Annotated in this window: 5 protein-coding genes; all 5 read left to right on the top strand. The window is 35.0% G+C overall.

What is annotated here, in order from left to right; genetic code table 11:
• Positions 1-13 precede the first annotated feature (13 nt).
• The 5 genes from LNQ49_RS12250 (at position 14) to LNQ49_RS12230 (ending at position 22312) form a co-directional block, all read left to right on the top strand.
• Positions 14-1303: a hypothetical protein gene (locus LNQ49_RS12250; protein WP_229989158.1), complete on the top strand. Its 1290-nt coding sequence runs from the start codon at positions 14-16 to the stop codon at positions 1301-1303.
• A gap of 95 nt (positions 1304-1398) precedes the next feature.
• The gene (locus LNQ49_RS12245; RefSeq protein WP_229989156.1) at positions 1399-1806 is read left to right on the top strand and encodes a hypothetical protein; all 408 of its coding nucleotides are present in this window, start codon (positions 1399-1401) and stop codon (positions 1804-1806) included.
• A complete protein-coding gene (locus tag LNQ49_RS12240; protein WP_229989154.1) occupies positions 1803-3269 on the top strand; it encodes a gliding motility-associated C-terminal domain-containing protein in 1467 nt (488 codons plus the stop codon). Before LNQ49_RS12245 ends, LNQ49_RS12240 begins: the two co-directional genes overlap by 4 nt.
• A 1-nt stretch (position 3270) precedes the next feature.
• Entirely contained in the window at positions 3271-7587 is a 4317-nt protein-coding gene (locus LNQ49_RS12235; protein ID WP_229989152.1) for a PorP/SprF family type IX secretion system membrane protein, read from the top strand.
• Between the two features lie 154 nt (positions 7588-7741).
• Positions 7742-22312 (top strand): T9SS type B sorting domain-containing protein, encoded by a 14571-nt coding sequence (locus tag LNQ49_RS12230; RefSeq protein WP_229989150.1) that lies wholly within the window; start codon positions 7742-7744, stop codon positions 22310-22312.
• The last annotated feature ends 3 nt before the right edge of the window (positions 22313-22315 follow it).

The following is a 22315-nucleotide window of genomic DNA, read 5'->3' as shown; positions in this document are numbered from 1 at the left end:
AAAACCTACTACCATGAAAAAAACATTACAAATTATTTGGATTGCCCTTTTTGCGGTGTGCAGCGTAAATGCACAACAAGAAAAAGGAATAATGGGTTATAGCAACTGGTTAAACAATTGGACAGAATTTAAACCGAACAAAGTTGATTACGGAGAAGCAAATCAAATTTTAGCAGGAAAGATATCTGTAAACACAAAATTATTGAAGAGGAATATTTATGTTCTTCAAGGTAATGTTTACGTAACAAATAATGCAGTTCTTACTATAGAACCAGGTACATTAATTATTGGTGACTATGAATCAAAAGGAACTCTTGTTATAACAAAAGGTGCTTCAATTATAGCCGATGGTTTAGAAACTGATCCTATCGTTTTTACTTCAAACAAAGGAGTTAAAAAAGCGGGAGACTGGGGTGGAATTGTAATTCTAGGCGATGCTCCGATAAATAAGTTTGGTAATATTTCATCTTTTAATTATGATCTAGATCCAGCATTAACAACTTATGGAGGAGAAAATGCAGCAGCAAATTCTGGTATATTAAGATATGTTAGAATTGAATTTGCAGGAAAAAAAGTAAGAGGCGCTGGAAGTCTTAATGCCTTAACATTAGCGGGTGTTGGAAACAAAACTGTTTTAGAAAACGTGATGGCTAGCTTCTCAGGAGGTGATTCATTTGATATGATTGGTGGTGATTTAAATATTACAAAATTTGTTTCTTATAAGTCTATCAACAATGATTTCAAATTTACTCAAGGAACACAATGTAAAATATACAATTCATTAGCAGTTAGATCTTCTTACTTAACTAGTAATAAAGAAGGTTCTCGTTGTATGGAAGTTGTTTCTTATGATAAAAAAGAAGAAACAGATTTTACTAAAAAACAAACATTGGTTACAGCAGCAAATATTACAATGTTAAATGATAGTGATAACATTAGTGCAGATATACAATCTGGATTGGTAAAAGAAGCTATTTACGTTGGAAGCAATGCAGCTTTAGAACTTAAAAGAAGTGTAATCTCAGGATTTAACCCTGCGGTTGTATTAGATAGCAAAATAGAGATCAACGATGCTAATTTGAAAAAAATCAAATTTGAGGAAATGTATTTCAATTTATGTAAAGGAAATATTTTCACAGAGTTTAACTCTAACAATGAAGATTTAGAGAATTGGTATGGTAACAGTATCTTCTTTAACGTGTATTCACAAAGTAATAATAACGAAACTTTTATAGATATCTCGAATCCAAAAAGACCGGACTACAGACTTAATATCGGTAAAATTACGGCATCAAACAAATAGTATACCTACCTATTGTTTGATACTTAATTTTTTTTAACGATTTAGTCGAAAAAAGAGTCACAGTTTTTAATTGGAAACATATAAGATATAAAAGAATGGCAGCCCCACTTTGTAAAAAAATACCATATATGTTGTTATTTGGATTACTTATAACAACTAATTATACATTTGCTCAAGAGGCAACTACAGTACAACCAATAGAAGTACCTGTTTCCTCGATTTGCACAGCTGTTGGAGAGAATATTTGCTCTTCATCAATTTTAGAATTAAGTACTACAAATGAGTCTATAGTAGAGTTGTCTGTCCCCATGGGTAGCTTTGCTATAAATTCAGATGTGGTAAATAATTCTTATGATATAAATGGCGATACTCAATCGTCGTTTGCTTCATGGAATAATCCTGTAAATACACTTGATGTAAACTGCAAGTATGATTTCTCTGAAACTTTTATAGATAGTTTATTGTTTTTTGATATCGATGTAATTAAAGAACGAATAATATGATAAAAGATTTACCTACTAATCTTCGCATAAGTTTTCTTTTTTTATGTGTGTTTTTTTTTGCAAATACGAATGTATTTGCACAGATAACTATTGGGCAACCTACATTTAATTTTAGTCCTGTTTGTGCTAGTCCTGGATTTAATAGCTATGATGTGAATTTTAATTTTTCACCAGTTACTGGATTATTAGCGACGAATCAGTTTATAGTAGAGTTATCTGCACCAGATGGAAGTTTTACTAAAGCAACGGTAATTTATACCTCGGCTGTTGGTGAAATTGTAACATCACCAGGCAAAATTACACTTGCATTTCCAACAAATACTGGAGGAGAAAAATATAGGCTTAGAATAAAAGGAACAGCTCCTGCTGCTACTGGTCAACCTTCGATTGAATTTCCAGCATACTATAGAGTCCATAACTCACAGTATACTATAAATAACTTTATTCCTACTGCTACATATTGTGCTGGTGGGAATTATGTTTTATCTATCGATAATCCTGGAGGACCACTTAATGACTCCCCTTTAAAGCATCCTGATTTAACGTATAATTGGTATAAAAACAATGGACTTGTTTTGCCAGAAACATTAGTTGCTACTGCTACTAATGGTACTTATACTGTAACGCAACCAGGAGTGTATTATGCTAGAACTAATTATGGAGCTTGTATATTAAGCTCAAATTCTTATTCTAATCAAGTTACCGTTAGTGAATCAACAACAGATGCGAGTACTACAATAACTTCTAGTCTTGGGAATCCATTTTGTCCTAACGGAGGAAGTACTACTTTAAGTGTTTCGGGAGGTGTAAAATACGAGTGGTTTAAAAGAGATGGTTCTGGTAAAGATGTTTTAGTCTCAGATAAGCAAACCTACGATACAAACGTTAGTGGATTATATACTGTTAAAATCGATTTTGGCGGGTGTACAGGGAATGGTTCAATTAATTTACAAAGTGAAGGATCTTTCACTGGAAGCCTAAATGTACCAAGCAGTAATCCAATCAACGTAGAAACTGGAGAAACATTGAATGTAACTGTAACTACAGATGCGGTAAATCCTTCTTATAAGTGGTATTTAAATGGGACGCTTATTACTGATGCAATTACTGATAGTTATTTGATTAAGACTCTTGGTAATTATAAAGTAGCTGTTACGCAAACTACAGGCTGTAGTTCTACGAAAGAATTTGATTTTCAAGTTTCCGATTCAAACCTTAAAAATATTCCAAATATAGTGAGTCTAAGTAGTGCATTTAATACTTGGGATTTACCAACAGATTATAAAAATGCAGAAACAAATGTTATGATTGTTAGTTCACAAGGAGAGGTCATGTTCAATGGTGTGGATTATGATCCTTCTAAATGGGAAATAAAAGATTTTAAAAATATAAATCCAGTTTATTATTACATTATAAAAAAAGGTAGTGATGAAAAAAAGGGATCTATAACTGTAATTAAATAATATGAAGAAAATTTTACTATTCATTACTTTTCTTTACGGCTCAACACAAGTACTCTATTCTCAAGACAATGTCAAAGGGGATGGAGTTGTTCCATTTTCTATACCTATCAGAAATTCATTAAAATTTAATAGATATTTAATTAACCCTGCTTTTAGTTTCGTTAGAGAACAAAATACATATGCGAGTTTTTATAACAAGCGTCAATGGGTACAATTTGATAATGCACCGCAAACTTATTTGTTTAGTTATTCGGGAAGATTTAGAGAAAATCAAGGGATAGGAGTTGGTTTGTTCCAACAAAACTATGGCCTTATGACCACTTTTGGAATCGTAGGAAACTTTGCTCATAACGTAGTACTTCAAGAAGATAGTAATTTGACTTTTGGTGCTAATGTTGGTTTTTATAAAAGTGGATTAGATCAAGGGAAAATTATTTCAAACGATACAAATCTTAATATAGATAATATACCTTCTAATTCAATGCTTACGATAAATCCGGGGGTTAACTACGGTAATGGCTTTTTGGATGTAGGTTTATCTGTAAACAATCTATTGCTATATAATTTTGGTACTTCAGAGATGGTGAAAGATAATCCTGAACAAGCCGTTGTAGCACATCTTATGTATACTGGATATATTGATGCTTATGGGTTTTTTGATAGAAGTAAGTTTTCTGGGATTGTAAAATCAGAATTTAAGAAAGACAAAACTGTAATTTCTGGATTGGCGATGATTGCTATTCCAAAAGGATTCTGGGCTCAAGCAGGTTACAATACATTATACGGAATGTCAGCAGGATTTGGTGTTAATGTAACACCAAAAATTGCTATTGAATACAATTACGAAAAAGGAACTGGTAATTTCTCCAATTTTGGAGCGTCTCATGAATTTGTTATTGCCTATAAATTTAAAAGTAAAAGTTACTATTATGGGGATAATGAAGAAGATGAGGGAGCACTTATTGCACCTAGTGAGGTTAAAAAAGTTGCACCAGCTAAGGTTACAAGCCCTGTTACAAAAACAGATGGAGCTGAGAAAGCAAAACTTGCTGCTGATGCTAAAGCGAAAGCCGATGCAGCTGCAATGCAAGCTAGATTAGAAGCACAAGCTAAAGTTAAAGCGGATGCAGAAGAAAAAATTAAATTAGCAGCTGATGCCAAAGCGAAAGCTGATGCTGCTGCAATGCAAGCCAGATTAGATGCTCAAGCAAAAGTTAAAGCGGATGCGGAAGCAAGAACTAAATTGGCAGCTGATAATAGAACTAAAGCTAATGCGGAAGCACAAGCGAGATTAGAAGCGGTTAAATTAAGAGCAGCTCAATCTAAAGCCGATGCAGAAGCAAATAGAGCCAAATTAGCAGCCGATGCTAAAGCCAAAGCTGATGCTGTTGCACAAGCGAGATTAAATGCAATTCAGGCCAAAGCTGATGCTGATGCCAATAGAGCAAAATCAGCTGCTGATGCAAAAGGAAAAGTCGATGCCGCTGCACAAGCGAGATTAGATGCTGCTAAAGCGAAAGCCGATGCCGCTGCTGAAAATAGAGCCAAATTAGCTGCTGATGCAAAAGCTAAAGCCGATGCTGAGGCACAAGCTAAATTAGATGCAGCTAAGTCTAAAGCAGATGCCGAAGCACTTAAAGCAAAACAACTTTCATCAGATGGACAAACAAAGGTTGATGCAGCTGCTCTTCAAGCAAAACTTGCTGCAGATGCTAAAGCTAAAGCAGATGCTGATGCACTTCAAGTTAAGTTAGCAGCTGATGCCAAAGCGAAAGCTGACGCAGCAGCCTTACAAGCAAAACTTGCTGCAGATGCAAAAGTGAAAGCCGATGCTGATGCACTTCAAGCAAAACTTGCTGCGGATACCAAAGCGAAAGCCGATGCCGCAGAAGCACTTAAAGCAAAATTAGCAGCTGATGCTAAAGCGAAAGCTGATGCTGCTGAAGCACTTAAAGCTAAATTAGCTGCTGATGCCAAAGCGAAAGCCGATGCTGCAGAAGCACTTAAAGCAAAACTAGCAGCCGATGCTAAAGCCAAAGCTGATGCTACTGCTTTACAAGCTAAATTAGATGCTGACGCCAAAGCCAAAGCCGATGCTGATGCAATTCAAGCAAAATTAGATGCTGATGCCAAAGCGAAAGCCGATGCTAAAGCGAAAGCTGATGCTGCTGAAGCACTAAAAATGAAACTTGCTGCTGACGCCAAAGCCAAAGCCGATGCAGATGCGCTTCAAGCTAAATTAGCAGCTGATGCCAAAGTGAAAGCTGATGCTGATGCGCTTCAGGCAAAACTTGCTGCAGATGCTAAAGTGAAAGCCGATGCAGATGCGCTTCAAGCTAAATTAGCGGCCGATGCCAAAGCAAAAGCCGATGCTACTGAAGCACTTAAAGCAAAACTAGCGGCCGATGCTAAAGTAAAAGCTGATGCTACTGCTTTACAAGCTAAATTAGATGCCGATGCCAAAGCGAAAGCTGATGCTGCTGAAGCACTGAAAATAAAACTTGCTGCTGACGCCAAAGCCAAAGCCGATGCTGATGCTCTTCAAGCGAAATTAGCAGCCGATGCTAAAGTAAAAGCTGACGCTGATGCAATTCAAGCAAAATTAGATGCGGATGCTAAAGCGAAAGCTGATGCTGCTGAAGCACTTAAAGCAAAATTAGCAGCTGATGCCAAAGTTAAAGTTGACGCTACTGCTTTACAAGCTAAATTAGATGCCGATGCCAAAGCGAAAGCTGATGCCGCTGAAGCACTGAAAATAAAACTTGCTGCTGACGCAAAAGCGAAAGCCGATGCAGATGCTCTTCAAGCGAAATTAGCAGCCGATGCCAAAGCCAAAGCCGATGCAGATGCAATTCAAGCTAAACTTGATGCTGATGCTAAAGTAAAAGCTGACGCAAAAGCAAAAGCAGAAGCAGCAGAATTGAAAGCAATAATAGATGCTGATGCCAAAGCGAAAGCTGAGTCGGATGCGCTACAAGCAAAACTTGCTGCGGAAGCAAAAATTAAAGCGAAAGCCGATGCGATTGCACTTCAAGTAAAACTTGCTGCAGATGCCAAAGCCAAAGCTAAAGAAGCTGCCGATGCTAAAGCAAAAGTAGACGCAGAAGCTAAAGAGAAATTAGCAGCCGATGCGAAAGCGAAAGCTGATGCCGCTGCACTTGAAGCAAGACTCGCAGCAGATGCTAAAATAAAAGCCAAAGCTGATGCTGATGCAAAACTTGCTGCCGATGCTAAAGCGAAAGCTGATGCAGCTGCATTACAAATTAAGTTGGCTGCAGATGCCAAAGCCAAAGCAGACGCTGATGCAAAAGCTAAATTGGAGGCTGACGCAAAAGCCAAGGCAGATGCAGATGCACTTCAGGCAAAACTTGCTCAAGATGCAGAACTAAAAGCGAAACAAGCTGCTGATGCACTTGCTGCATCTAATGCGGCCGCAAATGCTGCTAAAGATGAAACTGCTAGATCAATTGATAATTTAACTAATATGTTTGATAGTTCATATAAAACACAAACAGATTTATTAAGCAAATTGACAGAAACAGTTGCTAAAAAACAAAGAGACCTTAATGACCTTAGAGAAGAAAATGATTTAAGTGAAAAAGGAATATATAAAGAACCGAAACCATTTAAAAGTGTTGCGTCTGAAAATAGCGAGTTAGAAGCGTTAAAATCACAAATAGCACAAGTTAATAGGGAACAAAAAGATGCGCTTGCTAGGCTAACGAATTTGTACAATGAGAGACTTAAAAAAGTGCCAAATAAAAATGACGCACTTAACAAAAGTTATTTAGCCAAAATTGAAGCATTAAAAGCGGAACAATTAAAAGCAGAAAGAGAGAATGCTGATTTAATTGCAAGTTTAGAAAAAATTAAACTTGAAACCGAAATAGAGAGAAAACGTAGAATTAAGCGTGCTGCTTTCGAAAATGACCAAGGTCGTTATCAACAAGATGTTGCAGCTTTAAAACGTATAAAAGAAACAACAAGACCAAGTAGTAGACCATTAACAGCAAATGATTTTGATTTTGGCGACGAGCAGTCGAACATGCAAATTATTAAGAACGTTAAGAATGCTCAAAGTGGATATTATTTGATTGTTGCAGTTCATAGTAGCACTGATAAGAGAGATCAATTTTTGACACAAGCAGTTTCAGCAGGTCAATCGGAGATTAATTTCTTTTACAATGTAAGTTCTAGTAAATATTATATTTATTATGAAAAGTATGATAATTTACAAGAGGCAAGTAAAGCATTAGAATCAAAAGGCAATAAACCATACAACGGAAAAATGTCTATTGTAAAAGTTGAAAACGAATAAAAGAAATTATTGTATAAAATTATAAGAATAGGCATGTAAGTGAATTTCTAGTTTTTAGAAGAGCCTGCTGCCGAATAAATTTAGAGAGTTATTTGCCTTGTTTTCCTGACGGCCCATTAGGAAAACATTGCAAATAATAAAATAAAAAAATACCATGAAAAAACCTACTATTTTAAAGATTGCTTTATTTGCTTTGATTTTCTTGCAAAGTATTATTTCTTATTCTCAAAATTTTAAAGATTTTGCCCCTAGGTACAATAATAAAAATTTACGAGGTGATATTCTCTTGATTGGAAATAATATCTTGAATAGAGATAATGGATCAAATCAAAAGCCGAATGACCCCTATATTTATAGTGGTGGTAATGCCAATTTCAATATGAAATATGTTGATATTGACCTAGATCCAGATACTTTCAATTCAAGTAGTGCAAAGTTGACTTTGCCAGATGCATCTTGCTCTAAGATTGTGTATGTTGGATTGTATTGGAGTGCTGTTACCAGAGACAAAACGAGTAATCCCAATCCAATAGATAAGGTTAAATTTAAAATGCCTGGAGGAAGCTATGTTGATATAGATGGAACTGTTATCTATGATGCAAAAAATAGTGTAGTTGGTACTAGTTATCCTTATGCATGTTATGCTAATGTAACAGATTATTTTACTAAATCTCCACGACCTGATCCTCAGGGTGTTTATACAGTAGCCAATGTATCAACTGCACAAGGGTATAACAGACCTGCTGGAAGTAGTTCTGGAGGTACAGGTTTATCTGCAGGATGGTCATTGTTCTTTGTATATGAAAATGCAACTCTACCAGAAAAAGCAATTACTTCATTTGACGGATTTAGTGCTATTGATGCAGATACTAATTTAGACATACAAGTTTCTGGATTTACAACAATACCTGTAGGACCAGTAAAAGCAAAATTTGCTTTTTCGGCAATAGAGGGAGATGCGGATATCCAAGGTGATTTCTTAGCTATCAATGGAGTGAAGTCAGTACCACCAGAAAGACCAACAGAAGGAGGAGCATATAAGTGGGTGTGGAACGGAAAGGATTGGGAGTGGATCTATCAAACCTATTATAATTTCTTTAACAGTACAGTTACTTCATTAGGTACTATTCTTAATAATAGAACCCCTAATAGTTCCAATACTTTAGGATTTGATGCGGGAGTGTTTGAAGTAGATAATCCAGCAACAACAGCATATCCAGGGGGGTCAGTAATTAAGAATGGAGATACCTCGGCAACAATAAGTTTAGGTAGTAATCAAGATGTATATTTTTATTATTTTAATGCTTTTGCAGTAGAGATTATTGCTCCAAGGATAGTTCTTGTTAAAAAAGTTATAGGAACAGATGATAAGGGTAAAGATTATGATGCGGGAGGAAAAGACATCGGTATCGATAAAGATTTAAGATATGAAATTTCGTTTCAAAATAAAGGGAATGATAATGCTGTAAATTTTACGATAACAGATATTCTACCTAACAATATTATTTTTGATGACAAAAACGATATTTTGCCTTTGCCATCAGGGGTAACAATTGCTTCTTATGATAAAGCTACTAGAACAATAGTATTTAACATTAGCCCAGCTTTAGTTAAAGCAAAAGGGGGAGTTTATACTATAAAATTTAGAGTAAAGACCATTAAAGATTGTGAATCTTTAACAGACGCTTGCTCTAATGAAATTAAAAATACTGCTATTTCAAAATATAATGGAACGATTAATCCAGCTACTTTTGGAGAGGGAAGTCTTTCTTCTGATGAAGGATGTAATGTAGGAGAACCTACTGCGACAAACTTTCTTATCGGACTTGATAAATGTAAATTTGAGCAAACATTATTTTTGTGCGGTACGGTTAAACTTAAAGCAGGTGGTGGTTATAAAACGTATGTTTGGAAAGATGAAAATGGAGTTATTTTTGGCGGAAATAACCAAGAAGTTACAGTTACTAAAGCAGGTACATATACAGTAGTTACGACTGCTGCTCCACCTTGTTTAGGGATACAACAAAAATTTATTGTTAAGGATTATGTAGTAAATATTAACGATAATCCTGTTAATGAATATGCGGATAATATTGATCCAACAACTAAATTACCTTATAAATGTATTAATGATGGAAAGCCATTTCCTAAGATATTTTTATGTGGTAAAACGGCAACTAAATTTATTGATACTAAAATTACAGGAGCAACAAGTATTGTTTGGCAAGAGACAAAAGATGCAAGACCAGGTGGTTTAGATGATACTTGTCCAGATGTAAATGCTACAAACTGGACTGAGATAGCAGTTGGACCAACATATACTGTAAATAGAGCAGGTACATTTAGACTTGTTGTTACTTATAATAATACGTGTGTTAATATGTATTATTTTAATGCAACTCAAAGTGTTGTAGATCCTACTTTTATCAAACAAGATATTGTTTGTGATACAAAAGGAAGTATTACAATTACAAATCCAAAACCAAATGATGGATATGGTTATGAATACAGTTTGGATGGAAAATTACCATACCAAGCTTCTAATGTTTTTGATGACGTTGCAGCGGGAAGATATCTAGTTCATATTAGAACAAAAGCGGTAGATAATACATTTGAAAAGTGTGTCTACACTGCAGATGTTACTATTTCTAAATTAACTTTTTCAGCAGATGTAGAAACAACAAATCCATTATGTACTGGAAAAGGAGGAACTATCAAAGCGACTGCTAATGGTGTAAACGGATGGTATCAATTTACAGTTAAAGACGCAACAACAGGAGAACTAAAAGGTGACTCAGGACAAATTGCTGATCCTACTAATTATCATCTTTTTGAAGGTATTGCTCCAGGTACTTATAATGTAGAAATTACTTCAAAAGATGGTTGTAAGGAAGTAAAAAAAGTTACTATAGATGATTATTCATTATCTGCTACAGCTACTATTACAAAACCACTTACTTGTGAGGATGGTGAGATTACTGTAGTGGTAACAGGAGGAAAACCTGTAGCAGGAGTTCCACCATACTATTACTATTATGTTAATGGAGTAACCACTCCTTTAACCAATCCGGTTATTCCTATAAATACTGCCGGAAATTATGATATAGTTGTTGTAGATGCTGCGGGATGTAGTGTTACAATTCCTACTATTAAGGTTCCAGATCTTATACGACCAACTGCAACTATTGATAAGAAAGATGTTAACTGTTACGGAAGTGCAACAGGAGAAATTTCAATTACTTTAAATCCTGCTGTTTCACCTTATACTGTTTCATATAGTATTAATGGTGTTGCGGGGCCTTTTAGTACAATTAATCCAATCAAAAATCTAGCGGCAGGGGATTATGATGTTGTAGTAAAATATACCTATGACGGAGTAGATTGTTTTGATGCATCAAAAACTATTACAATAGGTGGATCTGGATCTGCATTAACAGCATCAGCTGGAATTGCTGAGTTATCTGGTTGCGGACTACCAGGAAATGAAAATCAAGGTAAAGTTAGAATTACAAATGCTCAAGGAGGAAAACCTTTTCCTGCACCAAATTTATATAGATATAGTTTTGATGGTGGAAAAACTTGGATAACTTCTAATGAAGCTTATATTGATCCTAGTGCAACTCCATACACCTTTTATATAAAAGATGCGGCAGATTGTATTTTTCCAATGACAGGAATTGTTTTAGATCCAAAACCTGCGGACCCTACAATTGAGGTTTCAACACCAACTTTTAATTGTAATGGAACTGCATCAACAACAGTTACAGTTACTAATACAGGAGGAGGTAATTATGAGTATGAATATTTACTTAATGGAGTAGTTAATACCAATAACCCACCGAATGTTTTTGTAAACGTACCACCATCAGTTCCTGGTACTCCACACGTAATATCAGTACGATACAAATTGGTTTCGGTACCAACCTATAGTACTTTGTTAAAAGAAGATTTTGGTTCAGGTGGAACAACTACATCACCAGGGATTGCTGCGGCATATTGTTTTAATGATCAAAGAGTTAATGCTCCTTATAAATGTGGAACACGATCTGTTGAGGATAATCAATATTCTGTAACTAGCTTCTTTTGGAGAAATGATACAGCATGGTTTCAATATAAAGATCATACTACTGCAGCTAATCCAAAACCAGATCCACTAGGGAGATATTTATTAGTAAATATCGGTTCTGCTGCAGGTACATACGGTGTTTTATATAGTAAACCTATTATTGATGTTATAAAGAATCAACCTATAAAAGTAGATCTTTTTGTTGGTAATTTACTTAATACGGGTATGTCTGGTGCCGCTCCAATTGTTAGATTTGAGTTAGTAGATAAATTAGGAAAAGTTGTTGCAAGGCAAGATACAGGTAAAATTGCAGAAGATCCAAATGATCCTAATAGAACGAAATGGGTTCCAATTCATTTAGAGTTAAACCCTGGAGATAATGATAATTTGACATTTGTAATACGATCTGGAAGTTTAGAAATTTCTGGTAATGATTTAGTGATTGACGATATAGAAGTATATCAATTACCAAAATCATGTTTATCAACTAAAGACTTTAAGGTTATTGTTGATCCTAATAAAAAATTCACGGCTGATGTTAAAGACATTATTGATACAAAATGTAAAGGAAGTAAAGATGGATCTATAACTATTATTGCTAAGAATTTTAATACGACCAACGGATTTGAATATTTAATAGATGGAGTTCTTCCTTGGAAAATTTCTAAATTGGAAGAGACTATTGTTAATGATTTAGGTGAAGGCCCTCATGTTGTTAAGATTCGTTATGATGCTGCTTCTGTAGGTTGTGACTTTACTTTGAACCCTACAATTGGTTCACCAGAAAAGTTTGAAGTAGAAGCAAAAGCTACTGCTGCTAAGTGTTCTGTAGGTGCTACAGTTACTGCAACAGGAAAAGGAGGAACAAAAGACTATACATTTACACTTACAGATTCGGCAACACCGCCTAATGTAGTTACTTTCCCATCTAATGGAATATTAACAGATGTTAAGCCAGGCACTTATATTGTTTCGGGTAAAGATAAAAATGGTTGTCTAGATGATATAGATACGGCTTTAGTTATTGATGCTCCAGTCGCTCCAAAAGCTGAAATTGCAGATAATACAGGTTTATGTTTTGATGGAAAAATTGCCACGATAACAGTTAATATTACTGGTGGTGTAGGTCCTTATTTCTATCAGGTTAAATACAATACGGGTGCATTAGGTTCAAAAATTCCTGTTCCAGCACCAGGTACTTCATTTACTTATGAAGCAAAAGCAACAGGAAATTACACATTTATAATTACTGATGATTTTGGTTGTGAAGCTACAGTTATTAGTCAAACAATTAATCCTAAGCTTACTGCTGATGCGCTTACAACGACTTCATTAACTTGTATCGCTCCAAAAGAGGCTAAGATTGAAGTGACAATTAATGGTGGAACAACACCATTTAGTTATATAGTTAAAGATGGTTTAGGTAATCAAGTATACGCTAGTGTAGGAACTATTGCAGGTCCAAAATTTACATATACTACAACTAATTCAGGTAAATATACTTTTGAAATTACCGATAAAAATAAATGTATAACAACTGCGGAGGGTAATGTGGCTTCAATTACAAACCCTACAGTTAAGGCAGTGCCAACTCACATTAGTTGTAATGGATTGTCAGATGGTTCAGTAGTATTAACTGGACATGATGGAACAGGTGATTATGAGTTTAGTGATAAACCTACAACAGGATTTACAAGCTCTCCTAATTTTTCAGGTTTAACTTTAGGAAAGCATAAATTTTATGTAAAAGATACTAATGGTTGTACAGGAGAGGTAGAAGTTGAGATTACACAACCAGATGTAATAACTCCTTCAGTTTCTATATCAACACCATATACTTGTGAAACTAAAGCTATTATTACAGCTTCAGCAACAGGAGGAAACGGTACAACTTATACCTATGTATTAAATATTACCAAAAATGGAGTTACTACAGTAGTAGCAACAAATGATACAGGTATATTTAAAGATTTAACTACTGGCGGAACTTATTCAGTTACAATTACTGATGTCAAAGGATGTACAGTTACTAAAGATGCAGGTACTATTTTGGATTTAGTTCCGATTACAGCGTTGGATATTAAAAATACAGATCTCAAATGTCCATCTAATAAAGTTGATGTTACTATTAACAGTGTAACAGGAGGAAAAGGAACATATGAATATGCAATAACTGCTCCAGCTGGACTTACAAGACCTTACCAAACAAATGCTACGTTTATAGGTCTAGCTCCAGGTACGTATACATTTACTGTTAGAGATGCAAACAAATGTACTTTCTCATTGCCTTATACTATTGAAAAATTAATACCAATAGTAGTAACAGTAGAAGAAGAAATAAATATTTCTTGTTTAAATGGTACAGATGGTTCTGCAAAATTCACTATCAAGGATTTAGGGAATAAAGTTCGTTATTCATACTCTATCAACGGAGGAACAGCAGTAACAGGTTTAACTCCTGCTGCGGGATCAACAACATTTTCTGTAGACGCACCTAATTTAGGAGTGGGTAATTATGAATTAATCATAACAGATCTAGAGACAAATTGTACCGCTTCAGCAACTGCTAAAATTTTAGCTCCTGCTGAAAAATTAGAGATAACACTATTAACTGCAACACCAATGACTTGTGATGTTAATGGTAAAGTAGTGGTTAGTACAAAAGGTGGTTGGGGAAGTAATAAATATACCCTTACACAACCTGATAAAACTACAGTAGGTCCACAGCCAAAAAATAGTTTTGATAATTTAACGCAAGTTGGAGAGTATACAGTATCTGTAAAAGATTTAAATGGTTGTGAAGTGTCTGATAAATTTACATTGGCTGCTAAAGTTCAACCTGATGCTAAAATAGATTTGATTTCAGATTTATGTTATGATAAAGTTAATAAAGCAACTATAGTTGTCACGCCAGCAATAGTACCATCGCCAACTTACGAATACAAACTTAATGATGGAGCTTATCAGCCTTCTGGAACTTTTCCTAATTTAGAACCGGGAGATTATGTTGTAACTGTTAGAGACAAAGCAACAGGTTGTACATTAGTATTAACATCTCAACATATTGCAAAAGAGTTAACAGCATCTGTAAAGATGGATAAAGATATCGATTGTACGATTAATCCAGATGTTATTATTAAAGGTGAAGTGTTTGAAGGTACAGCACCATATACTTACACCGTATCAGTAAATGGAGTTGCAGATCCTATTGTTAAAGTAATAACAGGGAATAAATTTTCTTATACAAATAATGTAGCAACTACTGCTACAACAGATACTAAATATGAATTTTTTATAAAAGATAATACAGGTTGTACAACAACTTCTACAGTTATTGTAAAACCAAAAACAGATCCGAAATTCACAGCTACACCAAATTCAACGATTTTATGTAATGGGGAATCTACAGGTTCAATTACTGTAACTATCGATACCGCTTTTGGAGTAGGTCCTTATGTAATAGATGTGTATAATACAACTACTAGTACATCTTATGGTGAACAAACTACTGGACTTCCGGCAGGAATCTATACTGTAAAAGTTACTGATTCAAAATCTTGTTTTACAGAAAAGTTAAATATTAAAATTGATGAACCTACACCAATTTCAATAGTTTACAAAGTAGACCCTATAACTTGTAAATCAGGTGGTGTATCATTGGGGTCAATTACAATTACCTCTGTATCTGGAGGGACACCAAATTATATTTATCATGTAAAAGGTGTTAATGGATATGATAAAAAATTTACTGGACAAACTGGTGCAACACAAGTTTTTGAAGTAGTAGATTTTGGTTACTATCAAATTATTATAACAGATTCAAATAATTGTTCTAAAATTATAAAAGATATACTAGTAGCATCTCCTCCAGAAGATTTGGATATTACAATATCTTCTCCACCTGCAGATTGTTCTACAGGGGGATCAGCAACTGTTGCTGTTGGTACTGGTACTGGAGCTGGAATTACAGGAAATGGACCGTTCCATTTTGCTATCTATACTGGCCCAGGGATGGTTTGGAAATCTCCTACAACTGCTCCATGGGTAGATGAGACAGTTTTAGGCTCTCCAGTAGGAGACCCAGTTATTATACCAGGTAGTAAAAAGGCTGTCTTTAATAATTTAACACCAGGAGTTACCTATACATTTATTGTTTATGATGAAGGAACAAAGTGTTATTATTTTGAGACTGCTGACCAAGCGATTCCGACAAACACTAAGTTAACTTTAGAGAATGTACAGGCACAAAATATCACTTGTTTGAATGCTGACAATGGAAATGTATCGCTTAAAGTTTATAGCCAATATGGAGTAGCAACGGATATTAACTATCAAATTTTTAATGCAGAAACGTTAGCTCCAATCGGAGGCATAGGAACTGGTATTGTTCCTGCTGGGACTGTACCACGTACATCTTTTGATATAACTAATTTTGGTACACTTCCATTTGGGAATTACTATGTTTTGGTAACAGAAGTACTAGATAGAACAACTACGCCTATTAAAATAGGATGTAGTATTGCTACACTTCAATTTAATATTACTGGTTCAGCTACAGCTTTAGAGTTGACAGCTAAATCAGATAAAAATGATAATTGTGCTTTAAATGCAGGTAGAGTTGAAGCTTTTGCAAAAGGAGGTACTACTTTACCAGCAGTTGTTGGTGTACCGGCTTCACCAGGAGTACCTGCAATTCCAGCTTCTGCTGCAGTTCCATATTTATATCAAATAGTGAAGGATAATTTACCTGCAGGGAAAGATGCATTAGATATAGAGCCAACAGCCGCATCTTTTGATATTACTTTGCATAAATCAAACACATTCAACGTAGAAGCAGGTGATTATTTTGTGTATGTTCGTGATGCTTACGGATGTATTACATATGCACCAGTTACAGTTAAGTTAGATCCAGAACCAGTAATTGCTGCTGTTATCGACCCTGCTTTCTGTTCAGCTACCGAAGGTAATTTTGCTATCAATGTAGATATATCTACACTTGGTGTAGGACCATATACATATAGTTTAAATGGTGGTAATGCTGTTGCTATTACAACAGTACCAAAATTTACAATATCTGATTTGGCTTCAGGGAAATACAAAATTAAAGTTAAGGACTTAAATGGTTGTACGAGCAACGAAGTGGAATTAGAAATTTTCAAACCGTTAGACCTTAAAGCTAAATTTACTCTTCCACCAGTTTGTGAAATTGCAAATGGTACTATTACTGCAGAAGTTTCTGGAGGTGATATTACTGCAGCTACTGGAAATAAATTTGAATATACATTAAGAAATAATACAGTAGTTCCTACTCCTGCAGATGTAGTGCAGCTTAACAATGGTATTTTCTTAAATCAAGCAGCAGGAAGTTATACTGTAACGGTTAAGGATTTAAGTACCAATTGTACAAAATCTGTAAATGTTGATATTCCGCTTCCTACGAAAGTAGTATTAGCAATTGGTGATATTGAAGTGACATTACCTAATTGTATGACTCCAGCTGGACAACCAGCTCAAGGAAACATTAGTAATGGTACAATTAAAGTTAATTTACCAGCAGCTAACAATAATCCAGTTTATACATTTATCCTTACGCCAATTGCTCCATTAACAGGACTTCCAACTACACAAGTATCAGATGGTTATTTTGATGGATTAGTTTCAGGAGATTATGATGTTACAGTAAAATCGGAAAGAGGTTGTGAGAAAACAGTAAGAGTTACTATTGGTATACCTGTTGAAGTTGTTGCTAGTGCAGTAGCTGATCCATTCCTTTGTTCTACAGGAAATACTCCTAAAGCTACAAAAGTTACCGTTACAGGTGCTGGTGGAACTGGGAAATACACATATAGTAAAGATAATATTACTTATAAAGACATAAATGAATTCTATGTAGATGATAACAAAGCGATTCAAAACGTAACGTATTACGTTAAGGATGAAAACGGTTGTATCGATGATGTTACGATTCCAATTGCTCCATTCCCTAGTTTAATTGCTGCGGATGTAACATTTGGACCATTAATAGATTGTGAAAACGGCAAGCAAGTAATGAATGTTGTTATTACTGGAGGAACAAATACTCCAAAAGAGTTTACATACCAAGTGTATCAAGATGGAGTTCTTATTGCAGGAAGTTTAACGACTGTTACTGGTACTACATTTGCTTATGATGCATTAACAGCTGGTAGTTACTATGAATTCGAAATTTTCGATAATAATACAGGTTGTAGTATAAAATCAACTGTTCAACCAGTTCCATTATTTAATGATCTTGAAATAACTGCTTTTGCATCATCTCAAGTAGGATGTAAAACAGATAGTACAGGAAAAATAACTATTGATGTTACTGGATATACTGGAAAATATACTTATGAAGTTTTTAACGGTATCAATCCTCTTCCTGTAGATGCAGGAAATGGAGATACAGCTTTAGGTTCAACAGTAACTGCAGGATTACCAGCAGGAACAAAATACACAGTTGTAGTTAAAGAATCAGCTTTCCCTAAATGTGAAGCAACTTCAACTGCGGTTATAATTACTGAACCTTTATTAGCATTAAGTTTAGGTCCAATTACAAATGTGCCTCAAAATTGTAAAACTAAAGGCGCACAAGTAACAGTTCCTATTACATCTGTTATTGGTGGAACACCGGGTTATAAATATGCGTTTGTTAAATCAGGAGATTCACCAATTGGGAAGTATCTTGATAGCAATACTGCTACATTAGATCCAACTGTAAGCCCAAAATGGGATGTTTGGGTTATGGATAAAAATGGATGTTCAGTTATGACAACTGTTGATATTACTATAGATCCAGTTCCTAGTGCAATTGTAGCTACACCAGATAGCCAATGTTATGTTGCTGGTGCAGATTATACAATTACAGTAACTGCTAATGGTGTAGGACAGTTACAATATGGTTTAGATAAAGATAATTTTACAATAAACCCTAAATTAACAGTAAAATCACCAGGTACTTACGCAGTATATGTGAAAGATGCAAACGGATGTATTACAGAAGTACTTGCAGCATTTACAATTTTGGATCCATTAGGATTATCGGCAGAAATTTCAACTTATCCAACTTGTAATGGTAGTGATGGTGTTGTAACCCTAACAGGTATAGGAGGAACAGTAGCTCCACCGAATTACCAGTTCGCTATTGGATCAGCGACAGTACCAGGTGTATTTAGCGTATCAGCTGTATTCCCAAATTTAACTCCAGGAACAAAGTATTATTTCTGGGTAAAAGATATGGATACTGGTTGTACTGCATCAATTGATTATGTGATACCTACAGCAGCAGTTGTTACTATTGTAGATGCTGATTTAAAACCAACTCCAGTTGCTTGTTACGGTGGAGCTGATGGTACTATAACAGTTGCTCTAGATGCAAGTAATAATAACCCTGATTATAAGTTTACTTTAACAGGTGTTGATTATAATGGGAATGCTGTTGCTAGACCAGAACAAAAAGACCCTACATTCAGTAATTTACCAGCAGGTAAGTATACCGTATCGGTTATGTCTGGTAGAGATTGTCCAGGTTCAGCAAAAACTGAAATTATTCAACCAAGTCTTATCGTTATTGCTACTCCAATTGTTACTGAATTCGTTTGTAATGCAGGAACAAATGAGCCTAAGTTTGCAACGATAGAAGTAAGTGCTTCAGGAGGAACATTACCGTATAGCAAATACGTATTTATCAAAAAAGGAGCTACAGTAGCAGAAGATAGAATTGTTCAGTCTGGAAAAGAGACTAAATATACTTCGTCTGATCAAGCTGGAGGTACTTATATTATTGAAGTTCATGATAGTAATAGCTGTCCAATTACTACTACAGCAACAATTAAGCCTTATGTAAACATTGAGGATGCTTTTATATCAGTTGATGCTATAATAACATGTAATGATGGAGAGAATATTAAAGTTACAGTAACTTCTAAAGGAGTATTGCCAGCTTTAGAGTATTCTATAACATATCCAGATGGTACAATTAAAACTAATTTAATTGGAGTAAATGTATTTACTAATTTACCAATAGGAGAATATACGATTACAGTTAAAAATCCTGATACAGGATGTAGTATTGAAAGAATTCATACTGTTGATAAGCCGAATACTTTCGATTTAAAAGCAACAAACGTTAAGAGCATTACGTGTTTTAATGCAGCAGACGGAAGCATAGATTTCACTTTAGTAGATTCTAAAGCTATTCCTTCTAATCTTCCTAATGGATTCACTTATGTAATTACGGGTCCTACACCTAGTACGGGTACTAGTTCAAATTTAGGACCACTTAAAATTGGTAATTTAAAAGCAGGTTCTTATAAAATAGAAGCGACATTAATAGATTCACCTTTCTGTACTGTAACTACTATGTTTACTATAGATGGACCATTGACACCATTAGAACTTGAAATACAACATTCAGAGATTACTTGTGCAGTGGGTAATAATGATGGGAAAATCATAGCTTCTGCTAAAGGAGGATGGCCAGGAGGTTACGAATTCCAATTGGAATTGAATGGTGCACCATTAGTGGCTTGGTCTACTCAATCAACTTTCCCTAACTTAGGAGTGGGTAATTACGTAGTAAAAGTAAGAGATAGTAAATGTGAGGATTCAGTACCTTTAGAATTAAAAATCCCTGAAGAAGTTAAGGTTTTAGCTACTGTAGCTAAGGCAATGTTAACTTGTAACGGTGATAATTCTGGAGAACTTACAGTAACTACTACAGGAGGTTCAGGTAAATATTTATATACATTGGTTTCAACATATCCTGATGGAGTTGTAACTAAAAATGGACCACAAGTGGATCCTGTGTTTACTAATCTGAAAGCTGGAAGTTATATGGTTATTGTTTCAGATGAATGGAAATGTACAGGTACATCAGTATCGGTAGAAATTAAAGAACCTACTATAGTAAAAGCATCTTTAGGAATTAAAACAATCGAAGGTTGTAATAGATTACCTGTGATTACACTTACTGCAACAGGCGGAAATGGTGGTCCTTATAAATATGGTACAGATGGAATTAATTTTACTTCTGCTCCTTTTAATTCTTCAGTAGATATTACATTGCCACAAACTGCAGTAGCGACTACATATAAATATTATGTACAAGATGCTTTAGGTTGTATTAGTTATGCTACTCAAGTTGATTTCTCACCAGTTCCAGCGTTAGTTTTCTCTAGTGTTGTCGATTATGATATTCACTGTAAAGGATCAAGTACAGGTAGTATATATGCAACAGCTATAGGAGGTTTAGGTAATTATGTTTACACGTTGTTAGATGCAAGTAAACTACCAGTTACACCTGCACCAACTCAAAACAAACCTGGTCAATTTGATAACCTTGCAAAAGGAGATTATTTTGTACAAGTGGTTAGTGATGATTGTAAGGCTATTTCATTGCCAGTTTCAATTACAGAACCAGCTACTAGCATAACTGCAACTGCTGTTCCTACTGATTTAACTTGTAATGGATCAGACAACGGAAAAATTGTGGTTACTGCTCAAGGAGGTACAGGAATTCTTAGATATGCAATTTCACCAGACTTTAGACAATTCTTTGAATCTAATGTTTTTGATGATTTAGAACCAGGTTTCTATGATATATTAATTCAGGATGAAAATGGATGTGAATTCCTTATTAAGGATATAGAAATTAAACAACCAGACATCTTAAGCCTTAGTTTAGTGCCAGGTAGTATATTACCAGAGTATTGTGATGGTGATAAAGATGGAGCATTTAGTATTAAAATAGTTGGAGGAACTGCTCCATACAAAGTAGTATTAGATGACAGAAATGGAACGTATGAGCAAATTTTAGGAGATGAACATACATTCATTCAATTAGTAGGAGGTACACATACTGTATATATAATTGACGCTAACAATTGTATAGCAGAGCTTGAAATTGTTACTCCAGATGCAGTTAAACTTGAGCCTACAGCTAAGGTTAATACGGATTGTGTGAACAATTTGGCAGCAAATTTTGTAACGATTACAATTGATGGATCAAATACAAATCCAGTAGATGTAGATTATGCACTAGATGGTGGTATGTATCAAGAAAGCAACATATTTGTTAATGTAGCTCCAGGTACGCATACTGTAACAGCTAGACATACTAATGGTTGTGAACAAACAACGTTACCATTTACTATTGCTGTGGTTCAGCCATTAACATTAACATTAGCTGATGGTGGATTAAATGAAATTGTTGCTACCGCTACAGGTGGTGGTGGTGATTACCAATTCACATTAGATGGTGAGCCTTATGGATCAGTTAATAAATTCATTATTTACAAATCAGGAACATACACAGTTACTGTAACAGATAAAAATGGATGTACAGCTACAGCATCAAGATATTTTGAATACATCGATGTTTGTATTCCAAATCACTTTACTCCAAATGGAGATGGTATAAACGATACTTGGGCGCCAGGATGTACAGTGAACTACAAAGATTTAACGTTCGATATCTTTGATAGATACGGTCGCGTAATCTGCAAATATAGATTGGGTCAAAAATGGGATGGAAAATACAATGGTAACGAATTGCCATCAGGTGATTACTGGTATGTATTGAAACTCAATGACAAAAAAGATGACAGAGAGTTTGTAGGACATTTCACCCTTTACAGATAACTA

The organism is Flavobacterium pisciphilum (genome assembly GCF_020905345.1).
Classification (GTDB): Bacteria; Bacteroidota; Bacteroidia; order Flavobacteriales; family Flavobacteriaceae; genus Flavobacterium; species Flavobacterium pisciphilum.
Note: the sequence above shows the minus strand (reverse complement) of the source record. Positions and strands in the feature narration are given on the sequence as shown.